This is a genomic window from Paenibacillus chitinolyticus NBRC 15660 (assembly GCF_000739915.1).
Classification (GTDB): domain Bacteria; phylum Bacillota; class Bacilli; order Paenibacillales; family NBRC-103111; genus Paenibacillus_F; species Paenibacillus_F chitinolyticus.
This window is the reverse complement of record NZ_BBJT01000006.1, coordinates 49,339-67,831: the sequence shown is the minus strand read 5'-3', so window position 1 is coordinate 67,831 and position 18,493 is coordinate 49,339. Positions and strand designations below refer to the sequence as shown.

General features: G+C 52.5%; 23 protein-coding genes and 1 tRNA gene. 15 read left to right on the top strand and 9 right to left on the bottom strand.

Annotation, left to right across the window (positions count from 1 at the left end; all coding sequences use genetic code 11):
* Positions 1 to 93: 93 nt before the first annotated feature.
* Entirely contained in the window at positions 94 to 1,023 is a 930-nt protein-coding gene (gene pfkB, locus PCH01S_RS15690; RefSeq protein ID WP_042230822.1) for a 1-phosphofructokinase, read from the bottom strand.
* A 25-nt stretch (positions 1,024 to 1,048) separates the two neighbouring features.
* Complete coding sequence (gene fba / locus PCH01S_RS15685) at positions 1,049 to 1,918, bottom strand: class II fructose-1,6-bisphosphate aldolase (protein WP_042230821.1); 870 nt, start codon at positions 1,916 to 1,918, stop codon at positions 1,049 to 1,051.
* Positions 1,919 to 2,009: 91 nt separating this feature from the next.
* On the opposite strand from fba, the gene PCH01S_RS15680 reads away from it, so the two are divergent.
* The 5 genes from PCH01S_RS15680 (at position 2,010) to PCH01S_RS30470 (ending at position 6,038) form a co-directional block, all read left to right on the top strand.
* The gene (locus PCH01S_RS15680; RefSeq protein WP_042230820.1) at positions 2,010 to 3,068 is read left to right on the top strand and encodes an SIS domain-containing protein; all 1,059 of its coding nucleotides are present in this window, start codon (positions 2,010 to 2,012) and stop codon (positions 3,066 to 3,068) included.
* A 24-nt stretch (positions 3,069 to 3,092) separates the two neighbouring features.
* Positions 3,093 to 3,881 carry a DeoR/GlpR family DNA-binding transcription regulator gene (locus PCH01S_RS15675; protein ID WP_009674761.1) on the top strand — a complete coding sequence of 263 codons (789 nt, stop codon included), beginning with the start codon at positions 3,093 to 3,095 and terminating at the stop codon, positions 3,879 to 3,881.
* A gap of 18 nt (positions 3,882 to 3,899) precedes the next feature.
* Positions 3,900 to 4,874 (top strand): ROK family protein, encoded by a 975-nt coding sequence (locus PCH01S_RS15670; protein WP_042230818.1) that lies wholly within the window; start codon positions 3,900 to 3,902, stop codon positions 4,872 to 4,874.
* Between the two features lie 204 nt (positions 4,875 to 5,078).
* Positions 5,079 to 5,597: a hypothetical protein gene (locus PCH01S_RS15665; protein WP_042230816.1), complete on the top strand. Its 519-nt coding sequence runs from the start codon at positions 5,079 to 5,081 to the stop codon at positions 5,595 to 5,597.
* Between the two features lie 120 nt (positions 5,598 to 5,717).
* Entirely contained in the window at positions 5,718 to 6,038 is a 321-nt protein-coding gene (locus PCH01S_RS30470) for a hypothetical protein (protein ID WP_129112468.1), read from the top strand.
* Here the strand turns inward: PCH01S_RS30470 and PCH01S_RS15655 are convergent.
* Positions 5,985 to 7,025, bottom strand: coding sequence for a YkvI family membrane protein (locus PCH01S_RS15655; RefSeq protein WP_042230814.1), 1,041 nt, complete (start codon positions 7,023 to 7,025; stop codon positions 5,985 to 5,987). The two genes, PCH01S_RS30470 and PCH01S_RS15655, sit on opposite strands and share 54 nt — an antisense overlap.
* A gap of 109 nt (positions 7,026 to 7,134) precedes the next feature.
* On the opposite strand from PCH01S_RS15655, the gene PCH01S_RS15650 reads away from it, so the two are divergent.
* Complete coding sequence (locus tag PCH01S_RS15650; RefSeq protein ID WP_042230812.1) at positions 7,135 to 7,746, top strand: DedA family protein; 612 nt, start codon at positions 7,135 to 7,137, stop codon at positions 7,744 to 7,746.
* A gap of 51 nt (positions 7,747 to 7,797) precedes the next feature.
* Here PCH01S_RS15650 and PCH01S_RS15645 read toward each other — a convergent pair whose 3' ends face one another.
* Complete coding sequence (locus PCH01S_RS15645; protein WP_042230811.1) at positions 7,798 to 8,454, bottom strand: hypothetical protein; 657 nt, start codon at positions 8,452 to 8,454, stop codon at positions 7,798 to 7,800.
* 343 nt (positions 8,455 to 8,797) lie between these two features.
* Here PCH01S_RS15645 and PCH01S_RS15640 point away from each other — a divergent pair, with 343 nt between their 5' ends.
* Positions 8,798 to 9,370 carry a xanthine phosphoribosyltransferase gene (locus tag PCH01S_RS15640; RefSeq protein WP_042230810.1) on the top strand — a complete coding sequence of 191 codons (573 nt, stop codon included), beginning with the start codon at positions 8,798 to 8,800 and terminating at the stop codon, positions 9,368 to 9,370.
* 99 nt (positions 9,371 to 9,469) lie between these two features.
* Positions 9,470 to 9,796 carry a hypothetical protein gene (locus tag PCH01S_RS15635; RefSeq protein WP_009674785.1) on the top strand — a complete coding sequence of 109 codons (327 nt, stop codon included), beginning with the start codon at positions 9,470 to 9,472 and terminating at the stop codon, positions 9,794 to 9,796.
* 48 nt (positions 9,797 to 9,844) lie between these two features.
* Here the strand turns inward: PCH01S_RS15635 and PCH01S_RS15630 are convergent, their stop codons facing one another.
* The gene (locus tag PCH01S_RS15630) at positions 9,845 to 10,156 is read right to left on the bottom strand and encodes a hypothetical protein (protein WP_042230809.1); all 312 of its coding nucleotides are present in this window, start codon (positions 10,154 to 10,156) and stop codon (positions 9,845 to 9,847) included.
* Between the two features lie 290 nt (positions 10,157 to 10,446).
* Here PCH01S_RS15630 and PCH01S_RS15625 point away from each other — a divergent pair, with 290 nt between their 5' ends.
* From PCH01S_RS15625 to PCH01S_RS15610, 4 genes are all read left to right on the top strand, one after another.
* Positions 10,447 to 10,695, top strand: a complete 249-nt coding sequence (locus PCH01S_RS15625) for a hypothetical protein (RefSeq protein ID WP_042230806.1) — start codon at positions 10,447 to 10,449, stop codon at positions 10,693 to 10,695.
* A 4-nt stretch (positions 10,696 to 10,699) separates the two neighbouring features.
* Entirely contained in the window at positions 10,700 to 11,692 is a 993-nt protein-coding gene (locus tag PCH01S_RS15620; protein ID WP_042230803.1) for an adenosylcobinamide amidohydrolase, read from the top strand.
* 672 nt (positions 11,693 to 12,364) lie between these two features.
* On the top strand, positions 12,365 to 13,051 hold the full coding sequence (locus tag PCH01S_RS15615) for a YidC/Oxa1 family membrane protein insertase (RefSeq protein WP_042230801.1): 687 nt from the start codon (positions 12,365 to 12,367) through the stop codon (positions 13,049 to 13,051).
* Between the two features lie 156 nt (positions 13,052 to 13,207).
* Positions 13,208 to 13,291, top strand: a tRNA-Leu gene (locus PCH01S_RS15610).
* A gap of 81 nt (positions 13,292 to 13,372) precedes the next feature.
* Here the strand turns inward: PCH01S_RS15610 and PCH01S_RS15605 are convergent.
* The 3 genes from PCH01S_RS15605 to PCH01S_RS15595 form a co-directional block, all read right to left on the bottom strand.
* Complete coding sequence (locus PCH01S_RS15605; RefSeq protein ID WP_042230799.1) at positions 13,373 to 13,831, bottom strand: anthrone oxygenase family protein; 459 nt, start codon at positions 13,829 to 13,831, stop codon at positions 13,373 to 13,375.
* Positions 13,832 to 13,911: 80 nt separating this feature from the next.
* Positions 13,912 to 14,718: a CPBP family intramembrane glutamic endopeptidase gene (locus PCH01S_RS15600; protein ID WP_042230797.1), complete on the bottom strand. Its 807-nt coding sequence runs from the start codon at positions 14,716 to 14,718 to the stop codon at positions 13,912 to 13,914.
* Between the two features lie 59 nt (positions 14,719 to 14,777).
* Positions 14,778 to 15,356 (bottom strand): TetR/AcrR family transcriptional regulator, encoded by a 579-nt coding sequence (locus PCH01S_RS15595; protein ID WP_042231177.1) that lies wholly within the window; start codon positions 15,354 to 15,356, stop codon positions 14,778 to 14,780.
* A gap of 355 nt (positions 15,357 to 15,711) precedes the next feature.
* Here PCH01S_RS15595 and PCH01S_RS15590 point away from each other — a divergent pair, with 355 nt between their 5' ends.
* Positions 15,712 to 16,419, top strand: a complete 708-nt coding sequence (locus tag PCH01S_RS15590; RefSeq protein WP_053228730.1) for a GNAT family N-acetyltransferase — start codon at positions 15,712 to 15,714, stop codon at positions 16,417 to 16,419.
* 380 nt (positions 16,420 to 16,799) lie between these two features.
* The gene (locus tag PCH01S_RS15585) at positions 16,800 to 17,453 is read left to right on the top strand and encodes a Bax inhibitor-1/YccA family protein (RefSeq protein ID WP_053228729.1); all 654 of its coding nucleotides are present in this window, start codon (positions 16,800 to 16,802) and stop codon (positions 17,451 to 17,453) included.
* A gap of 77 nt (positions 17,454 to 17,530) precedes the next feature.
* Here the strand turns inward: PCH01S_RS15585 and PCH01S_RS15580 are convergent, their stop codons facing one another.
* On the bottom strand, positions 17,531 to 17,941 hold the full coding sequence (locus tag PCH01S_RS15580) for a YjdF family protein (protein ID WP_042230795.1): 411 nt from the start codon (positions 17,939 to 17,941) through the stop codon (positions 17,531 to 17,533).
* 281 nt (positions 17,942 to 18,222) lie between these two features.
* Here PCH01S_RS15580 and PCH01S_RS15575 point away from each other — a divergent pair, with 281 nt between their 5' ends.
* Complete coding sequence (locus PCH01S_RS15575) at positions 18,223 to 18,423, top strand: YqzE family protein (RefSeq protein ID WP_042230793.1); 201 nt, start codon at positions 18,223 to 18,225, stop codon at positions 18,421 to 18,423.
* The last annotated feature ends 70 nt before the right edge of the window (positions 18,424 to 18,493 follow it).

Genomic DNA, 18,493 nt, shown 5'->3' with positions numbered 1-18,493 from the left:
GTCTGTTTTTTTACGAGTGTGCCGGTGCTGTGTGTTCCGGCGCGAAGCGTGATGACTCGGTCGCCCGTCGTCTTTTCGTCGGTCCGGCCCGTGTCAGTAATCCGTCACCGTGATGTCCCGGAAGATCCGTTCCACATCTTCGTCGGTGACGACCCCCGCCTGCTTCTGCAAAGCGTTGGCGCTCCCGCATGCCGCACCGAAGCGGACCACGTCGGCGTCGCTTCGGCCTTGGCGCAGAGCCGTGACCATGCCGGCCACCATCGCGTCGCCGCTGCCGACCGGGTTCACGGCCCGGATCGCCGGGATGGCGACCCGCCGCACGCGGCCGCTGCTGCCCGCGAGGGCTCCGCGCGCGCCGAGCGAGACGACGACGTGCCGGATTCCGCGCTGCATCAGTTCCCGGATGCAGGCGGCCAAATCGTCGTCGGAGGAAGCGGGCCTGCCGAGCAGGCGCACGATTTCATGCTCATTGGGCTTAATGAGCAGAGGCATAGCTTCCAGCCCGGCAGCCAGAGCGTCGCCGCTCGCGTCCAGGACGGCCTCGGCGCCGGCTTCTCTTGCGAGCGTGATCAGCTCCGCATAAAGCGAGGGAGGGCAGCCGAGCGGCAGGCTGCCGGAGAAGCACACGTGCGTGGACCTGCCCGCGAGCTCCTTCACCTTCTCCTTCAGGGTAAGAAGGGAGTTCTCGGCGATGACGGGCCCGGGCTCCAGCAGTTCCGTCTGCGTGCCGTTGTCCGCATCCAGAACGGTCAGGCAGAGGCGGGATTCCCCCGGGACTTCCGTGAAGTCATGGGAAATGCCTTCCGTGTCCAGCCCGCTGCGGATAAACTGTCCGTTGAAGCCGGCCACGAAGCCGGCGGCCGTAACGGGCTCGCCGAGCAGACGGGCCACCCGGGCGACGTTGATCCCTTTGCCGCCGGGGACGGCGATCATGTCCGTTACGCGGGAAACCCGGTCCATTTCAAAGCTTTTTACGCTGTAGGTTTTGTCGATTGCCGCATTGAGGGTCACGGTGGTAATCATCCGGGTTCTCCTGTCTTGACTGAAATTAAATGAAGTCTTTGGCGCGGCCTACGCAGCCGGTAAGGCGCATTTTCGCCTGGGCCAGCTCTTTGACGGCCGCTTTGGCCGGAACCATATATTTGCGCGGATCGTTTTCATCCGGATTGGCCTGGAAGACCTTCTTGATGGCATCGGAGAAAGCGATGCGCAGCTCCGTGGCGACATTCATTTTGGCCATGCCGAGCGATACGCAGCGTTTCACCTGCTCTTCCGGTATGCCGGAGCCGCCGTGAAGAACGAGGGGGAGGCTCACTTTGCGGTAGATTTCTTCCAGCTTGCCGAAAGCGATTTTCGGTTCGCCCTTGTAAATGCCGTGAGCCGTCCCGATGGCCGGGGCAAGCGTCGGCACGCCGGTAAGCTCCACGAAGCGGACGCATTCGTCCGGATCGGCGAGGAGCGCATCTTCGTCGGCTACGACGATATCGTCTTCGACGCCGCCGACCTTGCCGAGCTCGGCTTCCACGTTCACGCCGGCCGCCCGGGCGACTTTCACGACTTCCTGCGTCTGCCGCACGTTTTCTTCGAACGGATGCATGGAAGCGTCAATCATGACCGATGTATAGCCTTCCCGGATGCATTGTACGATAAGCTCGTAATCCGTGCAATGATCGAGATGAAGCGCGATCGGAACGGAAGACCGTTTGGCGGCAGCGGCTGCGGCCGCAACGATGTAGTCGGGTCCCAGGTGTTTCACCGTTCCGACCGTAGTTTGCAGAATCAGCGGAGCCTGAAGCTCCTCGGCCGCCTCGACGACGGCCTGCAGCATTTCCAGCGTGTGCACGTTAAACGCCGTAACGCCGTAACCGTTTTGACGGGCCGTTTGAAGCAGGTGCGTAGAAGAAATTAAATGAGCCATTTTGAAAAACCCCTTCGTATAAAATGATTGAAACGATCAAAAAAATGATTTATAATGTCATTAAGTTGATTATAAGGGAGGAAATTAGAAAATGTCAAACATTCAAGGCCAATTAACGTATACCGAAATCAGTGCCCAGTCCGCCGCTCTGCAGGCAGCATGGGACCAGCTTCAGAAGCAGTCCGACTGGGTGAAGCGTTATATAGGAAACGATCAATACGAGGAAGTCGTTTTTATCGGTTCGGGCTCTTCCTATTATCAGTCGATCACGATGGCGGCGACGTTCCGCAAATGGACCGGACGCAGCGCATCCGCACAGCCTTCCTCGGATATTTTCCTGCTGCGTGACGCTACTCTCCCGAGAGGGAAGAAGCTTCTGATTGTGGGCGTGTCGCGTTCGGGTGAATCCCATGAGGTGCTTCTTGCGCTTGATTCCGTCAAAAATGAGGATCATATCGATACGTGCGGCATCACTTGCCACGAGACAAGCAAAATGTTCGGAATGACGGAATGTCTGCTTTCGCCTCTCGGCAAAGAGAAGAGCACGGTGATGAGCAAATCGCTCAGCTCCATGACCTTTATGATGCAGGCCGCGATCGCCATGGCGGCGGGCGGCGAGGCATACTTACAAGAGCTTAAAACTGTGTTAGAATTAGACGAAGAACTGGTCAAAGCCTCGGATTCGAGCATCAAAGAATGGGTGTCGGCGCACAACTTCAACAAAACGGTCTATCTCGGACTCGGCGCACTCGGAGGCTTGGCGCTGGAAGCCTGCCTCAAGCTGAAGGAAATGACGTACACGTGGACGGAAGCGTACGGCACGCTCGAGTTCAGACACGGTCCCAAATCCATTGTCGACTCGGGTACGCTTGTCTGCTTCCTGCTTTCGCAGTCCGCCCGCGAATATGAGCTGAAGGTAGCCAGAGAGCTGAAGGAATACGGGGCGACGATCCTGCTTCTGACCGCGGAGCGCGGGGAAGACACGGATTTTGCGGATCTGGTTCTGGAACTTGGCGGAGCCGCGCTCAGCGATGAAGCGCGAAGCGTATTGTATTTGCCCGCTGTCCAGTACAACGGCTATTACAACGCGGTGAAGCGCGGGCTGAATCCGGACGATCCTCGCAACCTGACTCAGTTCGTCAAAATTTAACCTTGTGACGGAGTGACAGTTGAAATGAATGACACGACTCCTTCCAAAGGAGATCTCAGGCGCCAGCAGATTATGACGATCCTCAAGCAGCAAGGGCGCATCACCATTGGGGAGATCATCGAGCATTTTCAATGTTCGGAAGCGACGGCAAGACGCGATCTGGACCTTCTGGAGAAAAAAGGCGAAGTTGTCCGCACCATCGGCGGGGCCCTGTTCGAAGGCCTCACGGCTGTCCGCGAAACCTCGTTCGCCGAGAAGAAGCAGCAGCTCTGGCTGGAGAAGGAAGCGATCGCCCGCAGGGCGGCCGGCCTTATCGAGGAAGGGGACAGCGTCTGCCTGACTGGCGGTACGACAACCTTCCTCATCGCCCGCGAGCTGAAGCAGCGCCAGGGGATTACGGTCGTGACCAATGCTGTGAATATCGCCATGGAACTGGCCGACAGCGAAGGCCTGCAGGTGGTCGTCGTCGGTGGCGTCATGCGCAGCAAGAGCTTCGAGCTCAGCGGACCTCTGGCCGAGAAGACGATCGAGCATCTCAATATCGAGAAGCTCTTTCTCGGGGTGGACGGCGTTTCCGCGGATAAAGGCATCACGACGTTTTCCGAGCTCGAAGCCCAGACAGCCCGTCTGTTGATAAGCCGCACCCAGCATACGATAGCAGTGTTTGACCATACCAAGGTGGGGAAAGCCTCCTTGTTCTCCATAGCTCCGCTTGCGGACGTAAACGTGTGTGTGACAGACGCGAGGTTGGAACCCGACATGGAGAAGGTTCTTGAGCAGCACGGCATTACCACTTTGTATGCGAACGCATAAGGGAAAGGACGGACGGGAATGAGCTTTTTCGTCGGCGTAGATCTCGGAGGAACAAATATTGTATGCGGGTTGTTGGATGAGGAATTCAATGTCCTGGCCAAAAGCAAACAGCCTACGGAAGCGGCCAAAGGCAGCGACTATGTGCTGGAAAAGATTGCGGTTATGGTGGAAACGCTGCTCCGGGAGCAGAATATCGCGCCCGAGCAGCTGAAAGCGGTAGGAATCGGAACGCCGGGCTTTATCGATCCGGTTCGCGGAGTGTGCGTGTTCGCCAGCAACCTCCGCTGGAACGAGGTACCGGTATCCGACCAGCTCGGAGCTAGACTGGGCGTACCGGTCTTCATCGACAACGACGTCCGTATGTACGTATACGGCGAAGCCATGAAGGGACCGGGCCGCGGGTACGAGCATGTGCTCGGGATTACGCTCGGGACCGGCATGTCGGCTGGACTGGTCAATAACGGCCAGCTGTATTACGGCGGTGGCTTCATGGCTGGCGAAATCGGTCATATCCGCGTCGACGATGCGGAATCGACGCCATGCGGCTGCGGACTCGTCGGATGCCTAGAAACGATCGCATCCGCGTCCGGGATCGTCCGCCAGGTGAGGGAAGCGCTTGCGGCAGGCCGCGAGAGCATCCTGGGCCAGTGGTTTCCCGGAGAAGAAGCGGCTTCCGTTACGGCGGCGGATGTTTCCCGCGCGTATGACGAAGGCGACCGGCTTGCGATCGAAGTCATGAACCATACGGGCAAGCTGCTGGGCCGCGGGCTTTCGTATGCCGTAACCATGTACAGCCCGGACGCGCTGATTATCGGCGGCGGTGCCTCCCTGGCCGGCGAGCGGCTGTTCAAGCCGATGCGCGAAGAGCTGCAGAAGTCGGTTTACAAAGGGTACTGGGAGCGCCTCACCATCCACCCGGGTACCCTTATCGACGACGGTGGCGTGATCGGCAGCGCGGCATTCGCCGCAAATCGCGCGGCCGGGATCGTGTAAGTCTTTTTTCGGAGCCTTTCTAGACTTATCTAGGTATAAAGTCATTATTTTTGCATGTAAAAAACAGGAAAGACCTTTCCCCATGTCGAATAGGACGGAAAGGTCTTTTTTTTGACTGAAAAGCACAACTTGTCCGGCGTAACAGTCGTCTATATAGAAGACCGGGGACAAAAAAGGTTCTACAGGAACTGGGGGGACAGACATTTGTCTGAGAAAAAACCGGCAAAACCCGGAGACCGTGAAATTACCTATCAAGTCGGGCGCCGCAAAGGCCGTATCCGTACGGCAAAAGCGAAGGCTCCCGTGCAGGACGAGAAGCTTCCCGGACCGAAGCGGGAGCCCGCGAAACCGAAAAAATCCGCGTCCGAACGAAAAAAAGCGAAGACAGAGGCCGAACGCGCGTACTCCCGATCCCGGCAGGTTGAAGGGATGGAGGCCGCAAAATCGTCTGAGTATATAGAACATCCAAGCAATCCTTCTTCTGCGGCCGCTTCCGGCGAAAGCACGAATCGGGCCCCGAACCCGTCAAACCCTGCGGTTCGGACGTACCCGGAAGAGAAAGCGACACCCGTTCCCGGGGAGAACAGCCGGCTTATGGAGCTGCTGTGGCGGTCAACTCCGCTGCCCGGTTGGCGGGCCGCGAACATGATAACCTGGGTGCTGCCTGTCGCGGCAGCGGCGTGTACCCTATGGGTCGTGTCCAAGCTCTTAACATTCGGCTGACAGCCTAGCGCAAGGGAGAGGATTCCAATTCAACTGTTTACCATTCTGGCCGTTTTTACAGCCTTTTTCGGGCTTCTTGTAACCGCCGCTTCCGCTTATACCGCCTGGATCCTTCACCGGATGTGGAAACGGGATGTGCGGGGCGCTGCTCCCGAACAGCATGCGGCAAAATTTTTGCAGCGGATTACCCCGCTTGATTATGCGCAGTTTGCTCTCATGGCGATTGGAATCATCATGCTTCTTGCCGATCTTGTTGCGGTGCTGCGCGATGCGAAAGCTTTTCCCGATTATCACATCGGTTATTTGCTTTGCGGATTTTTATTTGTATTCCTGGGTATGCTGATGAGCTTCAACCGTCTGCTATTGACGGTGCGGGCGTGGCGTTCCTCAGACGGAGCGGTTTCTCCACATCATCACGGCCAGCCACACCGAGCTGACTAGGCCGAATAACGGATAAAGCGCCGACAGAAGCGGCTTAAAGCCGATCAGGCTGACAATATAACTGAGCGCGATAAGCAGGAGAAGAACAGTCCTGCGGCCGAGGCCCGTCCGCTGCTGCAACTGAAGAGTCAGCCCGTATGTATTGGAAAGATAAGTCGTAAAGATTTCTCCATAGATGACAAGCAGATACACAAAAGGGATAACGGTTCCCAACCCGTCCATAATCCGGGCCATCGGAATGCCGAACTGGCGGATTCCCGGCATCTGTGCGCTCAGCGCATAGTGCGCGGCGAACAGCAGGAGACCGATTCCGAGCCCGCCCAGCAAAGCGCCCCGGAACAGTACGCGCCGGTCTTTGATCTGCGCGCCGAGCGGAACGAGAACCGCTTGGGCGGTGGCCAGGTTGAAACCGACGTAGAGCAGGGGCGCGGTCCAGGCACTCAGCGGCGAATGGTCGGTACCGAGGGTCAGCCATGCCTGCGACGTGGGAAGCTTATTCGTGTAAAACACCAGAATAAGGCTGAACGTGGCCATAATCGGCACGACGACTGTGTTCACCGCCATAATCGCACCGATGCCGCGTGTAATCACGGCATAGGACAGGACAGCGGTGACGAGCAGTCCGCTCTGGAAGGGCAGGGACAAGTGCTCGGAGAAAACCGTTCCTCCGCCGGCGAGCATGACCGAAGAGATGCCGAAAAGAACGAACAAAGTGAATAGAGAGATCCATCTGCCGATTTTCGGGCCGAATAAAGCGATATTCAAATCTTCGTACGACTCCGCCCGGACATCATGCGCCATCAGCATCATTTTGATGCCGAGCCATACAAACAAGACGCTCGCGAGCGCGATGGTTAAGGAAGCCGCCGCGCCGTAGCGGGTAAAAAACTGTAGGATCTCCTGACCCGACGCAAAGCCCGCTCCCACGACCGTCCCGACATACGTAAAAGCAACCTGTGCGGTTTGCGTCCATGTTTTAGAAGCCATTGTTCTCACCCTTCATGTTTCGTACTAGTACAAGGTATGTTTCGGACCGGACGGGCATGACAGCAACATAAGAAACGCGCAGGAACAACCCCGTTAGGAGTGTTATGTAGTGAAAGAAACGATATTTGAGCTGATTTCCAATTACGGGTATACGGCTCTTTACGCTTTGCTTGCCGCCGGCATTGTCGGCCTGCCGATCCCCGATGAGACGCTGATGACGTTTGTCGGCTCGCTTACGATGGACACCGGTCCGTTGAATTTTACGCATTCGCTTATCGTCTCCTATCTGGGAACGATGACGGGGATGCTGATTTCCTATACGGTCGGACTTCGACTCGGCAAGCCCTTCCTTTACAAAATAGGAAAGTGGGTCCGCGTCAAACAGGAGCGCATCACCCGCACGGAGCTGTGGTTTCAGAAATACGGCATGTGGGCTGTCTTTTTCGGGTATTTCGTTCCGGGTCTTAGACACTTCACCTGTTATCTGGCCGGCGTCAGCGGGATTTCCCTTTGGCGTTATCTGCTTTTTGCCGGATCGGGCGCTCTGCTTTGGTGCTGTACGTTTCTTTCGCTCGGACATTTTATCGGGGCCAATTTTGAAGCGGTTCTAAAAGGGTTTCACACTTACCTCGGCATCTGCCTTATGGGGCTCGCCGTTGCCGCCGCAGTCGGTTTTCTTATTTACTATCTGGTCCGCAGAAAAAGAAAAAAGAACAGTTAAAAACCCGCAAGCCCTAGGGCTGCGGGTTTTTAACTGTCCGTATACCGGCGTTTAGCTGGACGGGAACAATTTGATGGATTGAATCGTGTGATTGTCGGGATCAAGGTCCAGCTTCAATACGGTATTCTGGGCTTTGTAGGCCAGCACGTAATCCGTACGGTTGTTGGGCTTGCCCAGAACGTCCGTGGCCTCATCGGCGGTTTGTCCGAGACGCAGTCCGCCAAGGCCCGGATCGATATCGGCCGATTGGATCTGGACGAATTCGAGGCGGTCGAACACGTTGAAGCCGACGGAGAAGGACCCGTATTCGTATACCGTGACGGATTGGGGATCTTCGTCCATGACGAACATGTTCTTCGCTTTTCCGAAGAGATTCAGCACCTCGTCCTTAGGCGTGCCCAGCGTGACGCCCATCAAGGTCGGATTGTTGACTCGGTATGTGTTCTCCGGAGTCACCACGGGCTTGGCTTTGACCGGACCTTCCGTATTTTCGTTGGAAGAAACGGCGGCCGAACGATCGGGAGCCGGTGTCTGCCCGGCTGCACCGGAAGGCGAAGGCTGCGCGTTTCCGTTAGATTCTGCCTGATTTGCGGAGGGACCGGCAGTTTCTTTCCCCCAAAACGTATGTACAGCTTCACAGCCTGCCGCCGCCGGCAGAACGGAGATCAGAAGACCGATCATCGCTGCTCTGCGGAGTTTGTTCTTCATTGCAATCGTTCCTTTCTTCTGCCGCTCCGGTTTCGGACGCGAAGCGACATTCCTTATCATAAGCCCTGGGGGCGATTCGTTCAAATTTCATATTAGCTTGGATGGGTTGAAATAAGAGACTGGCGTTCGTTCAAACGGCTCCGTCATCTGCCGCGCACGGCGTAAGCCGTCTTTTCTTGCTTTGCCGCCGGCAAGGAGGGCGGCATTAAATGCCTGTTATTTATACAGACTCGTAAAAGGGCCGAAAAGTTCCGGGAGAAAGGGCCTAAGGCGTAAAATGGGACTTGAAACCTATGTTTGGCTTGTGGTACGTTAACACATATTCAAAGGTGGAGGAGAAGCTATGGAACTGTTGAAACAACGTATCTTAGAAGCCGGAAGCGTCGTTTCCGACCAAGTCGTTAAATTGGATGCCATCTTGAATCATCAAGTTGACCCTGCATTGATTAAGGAAATGGGCAGGGAATTTGCCCGGCGTTTTGTAGAAAGCTCACCGACCAAAGTGCTGACTGTCGAATCGTCCGGAATTCCGCTCTCTTTTGCCGTCGCAAGCGAGCTGGGCGTTCCGTTTATTTTCGCGAGACGCAAAAAGTCGGTGACCATGGGCGAGGATACGTATTGTGAACGTGTACCTTCCTTCACCAAAGGAATCGTGACGGATATTATGGTTTCTTCCCAATATATAACCGCAAACGACCGGATTTTAATCATAGACGACATTATCGCCAACGGCGACGCGGCCAGAGGGCTGATCCGGATTGTCGAACGTTCGGGAGCCGAACTGGTCGGTGTAGGCATTGCCGTGGAGAAGGCGTTTCAAGCCGGAGGCCGCGCGATTCGGGAGCAGGGAATCCGTACGGAGTCCCTCGTGACGATAACGTCCCTCGACCAAGGAAACATCGTATTTGCCGAATAACTGTTATTTTATGAAAACATTTTCATTCTGCTTCAATACTTTCCTGGACGGGGTAAATTCGATATAATAGAGGAAGGTAACTGGAGAGGAGGGATCGCTATGGGAAATGAGCAAATTCCAGCCGAATATTTACTGGAGAAGCTGTCCGAAGCGAAGAACCATTTCGAACGCGCCCTAGACTGCAAACACACCGAGTTTGATGATTTGTACCCGTATATGATTGAACACCCTCAATTTTTCTGGTATAAACGATACGTGGCATGGTCCGAACTTCTTACGGTGGTCAAATTCTTCACGGAACTTTCCGTTCCTTGGGAGTCCCAGTTTACGGTTCAGCAGGTCGATTATATCAAGAAACGCGTCATGTCGAGTAAAGTGTTGGATTGCTGGTTTGAAAATACGGATTCCAAAGAACATGTCGGCTGACGTGTTCGTCATAAGCAAGACCTGCCGGGAAGCCCGGCAGGTCTTTTTTTAATTCAGCACATTCATTTCTTCGATATGTTTGCGGGTTTTTTCCGTCCCCAAATTGTAAAGCGTCCGGTAGATCTCTTTGAGATCATAGTCATAGGCATCGTTTTCTTTGTCCTTGTGATATTCCTTAAAAGGCAGGAGAGCCCGGAAATGCGTTGCCTCGTCCGATTCGTCCATCACCTCGAAAAGTTCGGCCAGCTTGTCGATTTCTTCACCCGTTGCCTTAATTTCAAAATCAAAGTTGATTTCATCCGCTTCGTCGACGATTTCTTTGGCACCTACGCTGACGTAATATGTTTTTTTGCCGTCCATCGCTCTTCGCTCCCTTCGTATAAAGCCTGACCGCAGGTTTTACCCTTTCCTCTTAAAAGGATTGCCCAACTAGCCGGCTTCTAAAACTCCCGCAGTCCGTAGATTTTATTACCCGGTGCCCGAAAAAAATGAATCAGGCGTATTCCGTGCGCCCTTCGGGCTCTCTTGGCTTGGCGCCGTGTTTTGTGTATGCTAGTAGGGATGCCGGTATTGCCTTGCAGGCAAGCGGGCTCAAGGTACAATAGATACAATTGCCCAGGAAATGTTTTGGAGCAAAAGGAGGGCTTGTCATGATCAGCGACGAGCAGTTAGACCGATACCGGATTGACGGCACCCTGCTGAGAATCGTCAGGGATGCGGATCCGCGCAACGATATAAGAGGCTACGTGGTGGCATGGAACGAGTCGTCAGTCGCTATTCGTAAACGCAGCCGGAAGCTGGTGCAGTTGGACAGAAAGTACGTTTATCAGCCGTATACGGAGAGCCGTCCCGCTGAATATACGCTGCCCCGGCAAACTGACGAGGGCGAGGAGGCCTGATCCGTTGAACACTCAAGAACCACTTATTCAGACGGTAAGCCGCCCGGCCGCAGGAATTAGCGCAGCCGTGAACGAAGGCGCGGCAGGGAGCTATCTGCTGCTGGAAGCTCCATCGCCTCTGAGGACGTTAAGCTCCGCGCCCTGGGGCGGCGGTTTCGGTTATCACCGGACGATCATCAACCGGAAGGTAGACAAAACGTATGCCTGCGGAGATCCGGTGACGGAAATGAACGGGTTTCTGGAGGCGGCAGGACTGAACAGTGAGGAAACGGCCTGCCTGCTGACCTCCGTACATATGAGCGGCCTTGGCCAAAGTCATCTTCGAATGGATGATCCTGCTTCCGCGAAGGTAAGAGCCGATGACGAAGCTGCACGAAGCCTTTTCGATACGTCTGACAGTAAGTTGGATGTTTCCTCACAAGCCGATCGGGAAGCGCAAAGCTTTTTAGAAACATTTGACGAAAGACCGGACACCCGAGGGAGAGGGAAAGCATGCCTCTCCGCCGCAGCGGACGGGGATTCGGCGAATCCCGTGAACGGCATCGACGCGGCGGAGCCCGCTGCCGCTGCCGCTTACGCTACTGCTGCCGCTGCCGCGGCGGACACCGGAATAGCCGTCAGCGCCTGGGTCACCGTCGGCTATTCCAACATGGCGCGTGCCGGACGCGGGCTTCCGGCTTCGGCGCTTTTTCCCGGCACGATTAATATTATCGTCGCCGTGGAGGGCGAGTTGACCGATGAAGCCATGGTCAACGCCGTCATTACCGCCACCGAGGCGAAGGCGGCGGCATTGCAGGACCTCGGCGTAGCGCTGGAAGACGGAAGCGGGGCGACGGGCACGACGACGGACGCCATGCTGATCGCCTCCACGCAGAGAGGCCGGCTCCACCGCTACGCCGGAACGGCCACTTACCTTGGCCATATGATCGGCCGGTCCGTGTATGAAGCCGCCATGCAGTCGGGCATGGCTTACAAAAAAGCTCTGGCGCTCTCGTAAGGGAGTGACGGGGCTGCACATAGTCCTCAACATATGGTTGACCGCCGCCGTCATGTAACGCCGAGTACCGCACGCTGGGAGCTTCGCACGGAGGTACATGTCTGGTCGTCACATGACGGTGGTCCTCTGCAGATTCCTCGCAGTACACATCAGCCGTCCTCAGTGCGTCGGTTCGCCGATGCGTAGGATATCGTCTCCGCAAGCAGCGCCTCCTTCCTAAAGGATGGCGCTGTTTCTTTTTATACGATCATGATAGAAAAAACGTTGGAATAAGCATGGAATAAGCGTAACGTCCTATAGTGAATCCGTCCGAAGTTTTCTGAAACCGCTGAACACCCCAGCCGTAACATCATGAAGGAGAGGGGGAATTGCCATCGAGTGGAGTTTGGATATACCGGTTCTGTTTCTGGCGCTCGGTTTTACGTGCTGGTGGCTGGGCGAATGGATTTCGCTAACCCCTCTCAAAGCCGGGGAATTCCCCGTACCCCCGCTCACTTCGGACAAGAGCGGTTCGCCGGTTCTTATCCGGCACATCGGGTTCGGCATTTTCAGAATCCGGCGGAAAGTTCCCGGCAGAAGCGATCATCATTCCGATGAACCGGATTCCTCCCGATTAACGCGATACACGTTATTGTCGGTATTGCCGCTATCAAAAAACGGGAGGAATTCTTTATGTCACTTTTACAACCCTTTATCTCTATGCTGGACCGTATTCTGAACCCATTAGCCGCCTTTACGAATGATTGGGGGCTGGCCATCCTGCTGTTTGCCCTGCTTGTGCGCAGCCTGCTATTCCGCGTAAATCTGCTTAGTGCCCGGCAGCAGGTGAGACAGATTCGTATGCAGCCGGCTATCCGGCAGCTCCGGGAGCAGTATGCGAACCAGTCACGCAAGCTGGGCGAGGAAATGCTCCGGCTGTATTCCCGCTACGGCATCAAACCTGGGCTCGCGTTTGCGGCGGGACTGATCCAGATGCCGATTTTTATGAGCCTTTATCCGTATTTTTCTCTGCACGGCGCTCAAATGACCACCATGCTAATTCCATGGATGCAGTCGCTGGGCGTTCCCGATCCGGCGCATGCGCTGCCTGTGCTGTACGGCATTATAGGATGGCTGGGAATGCTGATCAGCCTCGTTCCTGATCCGGCTGCGTCGCAGCCCGCGCTGCTCAAGGTGGGAATGCCGCTTGCCATCATGGCCGTTTCGTTGACGGTGATATGGCGCTCTCCGGCTGCGCTTGTTCTTTACTGGGCAGGAAGCGGTATTGTTACGATACTGGAACGTTTATTCTTTCGATCGTCATATGGTCAAAAACTTCTTCACAAAGGAATTCCGGTCCCGGAACTCATAAAAGATTAGAACGCATCCAGATAAAACAAGGAAAGCCGTAACGGCTTTCCTTTGTCTGATTTTGGGTCAAAATGTATGAAGATGGCGCGCCTCAAAAAAAGATTAAAAATATGTTTGACAAACGTTTTGCCGCATGGTATATTTAATCTCGTTCTTACAAAGCACGCGGTCGTGGCGGAATTGGCAGACGCGCTAGATTCAGGTTCTAGTGGTGTAACAGCCGTGGAGGTTCGAGTCCTCTCGACCGCATCAGCAATACAGGAAAGTCACTGGCTACCGGTCAACCGGAGCAGGTGGCTTTTTTGTTTTTACCCCTAGTTTAAGTTTCAATTAACTCTGGAATCCATGATTCATGAAATAAATCGAACGTAAATAAATCGCTAACAAGAGTACAGACATGAGACTTGAGACTGCGCGCGTTTGATTCCAAAATACCCACCTTGCTAAAATATCTCCTGCCACAAGATCATTTCTTGAAATCGTTAAATCTAGTCCGGCCATTTCCTTGTTCAAAGGAATATTCAAACACAGCGTTACGAACAATACTCCGCATAAATAGATTCCAGCCGCGCAAATAATAAGCCAAACGAAAGGGAGTTTGAGGTTTTTCAATGCTATCACCAGCCCTGCTATGTGAAGCATCCCCGTGCCCCCAAAGAGAATGAAAAAAAGTGGACTACCGCCAATAGCGTGGTTGATCGCATTCATCGAGTGAACTGCTGACAAAGCGCCCGTTTCGTTTAGCCCCGGCATTATAGCGATGGCAAAGGCCACAATAAAGCCGCTCATAATCCCCGTACATACTAAACAAGCATACAGCACCCCTTGTGTAACTCTCAGATAGTACTCCCCCTTTTTGATTCATTATGTTACCTATTATGTATGAATCTATATTGAGCTAATGTTTTAGAACCCCATAAAAATGTAACGATTAAAACTACAAATGCTGTGACGATAAACATAGAGATTGGGGCGATATTTGAATCGTAATTGGGAAGCAAAAACGAACAAACGTTATTCATAGTATGAAATATGGCTGCTGCAAGTACATTTTTTCCTGTGTTTTTGTATACCCATACGATCAGGACTCTCAGCAAAACGGAACCCGCGCATTGCCACAATATCCATGCTGGAGGGTGGAGTTGAAGATGGGGGATGATATGCCATATTTGCCACACAACCCCTAACATGATACTGGCACCTACTGCATTCCACCGATTCTCAAGCGTGTCATAGGCGTACCCTTGCCAACCGATCTCCTCACATATTCCTGCGATTAAAAACACGAAGAACAAGGCCAGTATCTTTAATAGGGAAAAATCCAATTCAGGGATAGACCCAACCATTAATCTCATGGATCCATACGCCAAAAACATAATAAAAGGCTCCATGAAAAAGATGGGCGCAAACCAGATCTTTCTCTTGATCTTTATTTTAAAAGCTTTACTTAATAATTGTTTTATGCCGTTTGCCCCATTATTTCTATAGACAAGGATCAACGCCGCAATCATCGGACAAACAAACATAAGCGCACTTATGGGAAGGTTTATGGGGATTTCTTTCTGCAGAAGTTGTTGAGTTAACAGCCCAAACAACCAGAAAGGAATTGCGAGAATGAACACCAGCAAGAAAAAGATCCAAGGAGAGTGATTTGACGATTTATTATTGATGACCATAATAGGTATAACTCCTGTTTGTGTTATTTAACGGAGGATTTTGCAGAAACCTGAACTTGCTATTCGATCGAATTAAACAGGCTCATGGTAATCATCGTAAAGACTTGACGTTCCAAGTCATCGCGGGAATATTTATTTTGATGGCTAAGAAAGTACTTCGAAGTGCTCTCCAGTGTACCGATCATGCCGACCGCAGCTATGTGCGAGTCCAGATCACGGAGATAATTTTCATCGCATTTTCCTTCTTCCAAAATAGTTGCCAAGAAGTTGAGATGTTCCTCTCTGAGCAGTTTTAATTCATCCAGGACGTCTTCCTCAAACCCGTTGGAAATATCATTGAATACAATATGCGATAAATGGCGGGATTCCAGAAACAAATCAAGGTGGTGGCGAATTGTTTGCTGGATTTTATCCTTGAGCGGGATTGAAGATTGTAGGTCAGCCTTAATCCGCCGAATAAAGTCCTCAAAAGTACGCTTGACAACCGTTTTAAATAACTGGGATTTTCCTGGGAAATTGTAATATAAAGTGCCTTTGGCCACCTGTGCACGTAGGGCGATTTCATCCATGCTTGCACGGTGATATTCATTCTCAGAAAATACCTCAATGGCAGCTTTAATAATTCTCTCTTTACTCAAATAGGATCTACCTTTCACTGTAAATTTTCGAATCACAAAAAAACTGACTTGCAAGTCTAAAATTAGGTTAGCATTCTGAAAAAAATTAGTCAAGCCATGTAACTTCTATCTTGTAGTCTAATGTCAAAACAGCCAGGGGGAGGCACGGGGCTTTAGTTGACAGGTAAAATTATCCGAATTATACTGTTCAAATCATTTCCTGTTTATTTTGTCGTGGAAATTTTGTAGGCACAGGGAATGTATTTCAATGGGGGTGGTCTGATGAAGAACACACTAATCCGGGCAAAACATTTCGCAGGGGATAGCGCCTACTAGCCCGCAAACCAGCGTGTTTCCCCGTAAAAGGGGTATTAAATTGAACAATCCATTTCTACAGACTGACTATGAACTTATGGAAACTCAAGTAAACGTCCTATTTAAGCACAATGCGGTTGGGCGCATGACCGCTATAAACGAACCTAGTATTAAGAGCGCACCTCGATTTTTCATGGGTATCACCAAACAAGGTAATGTTGTAAGGTACCATGAAACACTGGATGAAGACGTTAAAAACGAATTGGAACAGTTTGCCGAAAAAGCACCTTGGTCGGATGCTCCAAATAGAGTGAATATGGCGGATATTATACGTATTTTAAGTAAGGAGAGACCCGTCGATCATGTCTATCTTGGGCCAGCCTATGTATTCCCTGATATGAGAGGTCGTTCGACACAAGCGATAAAAATTACGCAGATGAATATAGAACTTTTAGAACCGTATTTTTCAGATTTTGTCAATGATGTTATCTATGGGCAACCTGCTTTTGCAGTTGTTCAAGATCAAGCCGCCGTGTCCTTGTGCAGCAACGCTAGAAGCTCATCTATTGCTGCTGAAGCGAGTTTACACACCGCTCGGGATTTCCGCGGCAGAGCCTATGGTCTGGAGGCAGCGACAGCCTGGGCAGCCGAGATACAAAATCAGGGGAGGATTGCTTTATATAGCACCGCATGGAATAATTTTGCCTCTCAAGCTGTAGCAAGAAAATTGAAACTGAGACAGTACGGAATGGATTTGCATTTTAGCTAACGTCAAAAATCGGCCGCTTTTTGATAACTTTCCGGGAAACCTTGCGGCGCTTGGAAAAGACGGAAAACCCGCGGGAAACCTTGATTCTACAAGGCTTTTCGCGGGTTTATGTTCCTTATCCTTAACTTGTTGTCCGCTTGATTCCAGTTGCGTACGCGTTTCAGGTTCTAGTGGTGCAACAGCCGTGAAGGATCGAGTCCTCCCGACCGCAATAGCCATACTGGAAAGCCACTGGCTGCCGGTCATCCGGAGCAGGCGGATTTTTTGTTTTTTATTAAAAAATCCTTCGTTAAAAATGAAACGAATGCCTGACCTCTTTCGTATAATCATTTATAAATATGTGGAAAATGGGTAGTATTTAAAAAGGAGTGTGTTGTAAATTGGAAAGAACGATGACGTATTCCCACCAAGGATCGCTTTCTCACATCTTGCGGACATTTGCGCTTTCTCTGCTGATCTCGTTCGTGGGCATGCTGGTGGGCGCCATGATTGTACCGCCGTCGATTATCCCGCTGTTTATCGTCGTTGAGCTCGTGATGATCGTGGCGGCCATTATATTCCGGATGCGCGGCAAAAACATCGGCTACGGGTTCCTGTACGCCTTTACGGCTATCTCGGGCGTAACCATGTACCCGGTTATTATGGCGTACGGTTCGATGATCGGTGCTAACCTCGTGTCCGGGGCATTTCTGGCTACTGCCGTTATATTCGGGGGACTTGCCTGGTACGCGGCTCGTTCCGAGAAGGACTTCAGTTTCCTGGGAGGTTTCCTGTTCGCGGCAACGATCGGCCTCATACTGATGGGCGTGCTTTCTCTGTTCGTCAACTTCGGTTCGACGCTGAATCTGCTCTTGTCCGTTGGCGGTATTCTGATCTTCAGCGGCTGGGTACTCTATGATGTCGCTCAATACCGCGAAGGCGTGGCAGCGGAAGAAGTACCGCTCGCCGCAATGAATTTGTATCTCGACTTTATTAACCTGTTCCTGTATATTCTGCGCTTCATCGCTTCGATTGTCGGCATCAGCCGCGATTGATGAAGCCCGACTTACAGGATAATCAAAAAACCGGCTGACGCCCCGAAGCGTCAGTCGGTTTTTTTGTGCGCCGCTTCTCAGCGGCCTCGGTGTTTGTCTTTGGCTTTCTGACGGGCAATCTCGCGCTTGCGGGCCGCGTCTGCCTCGCGTTCTTCCCGGGATAACGTTTTCCGCACTTTCTTGCGGTATTCGAGATCCGCTTGGATGGCTGCCTGTGCCATCGTGGAAGGGCCCTTTTGCGCTAGCTCTCTGGAAGCCAGCCTCGCGAGCCGCTTCGGATTTAGTTTCCGTTCGGTCATGGGAGCGGCACGAACGCCTTTGCCGACATTTTCAAGCAAGCGAAGCAGATCGTGCCGAACAAAGTCCAGCACTTCCCCGTCGAGGGGCTCCGTTCCGAAAATGTGTCTGGCTGCAAGTAGCCTTCCGTTTCTTTCTTCCTCTGCAATTCCGATCCAGTACTGCCCGTCGTAAAAAACCGTCAATTTCATGTTTTTCCCCTCCGTTTGAATAAACAGAGCGCCGGACATCCCGAGGGGGAAGGCTACGACATGTTAACAGATTTAATCAGGCTTAAATCTAAAGCATGCATCCGGACTACCAACCGGACTGTGATTTTACGCTCCACTTTTATTATAGGAGGGGAGGGAGCGATTGGAAAGAGACATGATCGGGAATGTGCGCGTATGTTCAGTTTTACATAAGGGCGGTCCGGGAGATACTAAGGGTAAAGAAATTGCGGTCTTACAGCGGAAAGGAGAAGGACTGAGAAATGGCAAAAGGCGGAGAAGAACTCGTGAAATATATAACGGAACAAGTGGTTCACTATATAGAAACTCCAAGACAAGTGCGAAAGGAAGCGCGCGTCAGGCACAAAGAAACCAGAGAAAGCTGGTCGGTCCACTGGTTCGGGATGATTCCCTTGTCCGTCTCCATGATCATAAAGGCCGTAAGACGCCGGAGCAAAGACTGAATGTTCTGTCCGCTTCCAAGAAAACGATGGTGAATTCTTCATGCTGCCGGAAAAAGCGAGAGCTCAAGCA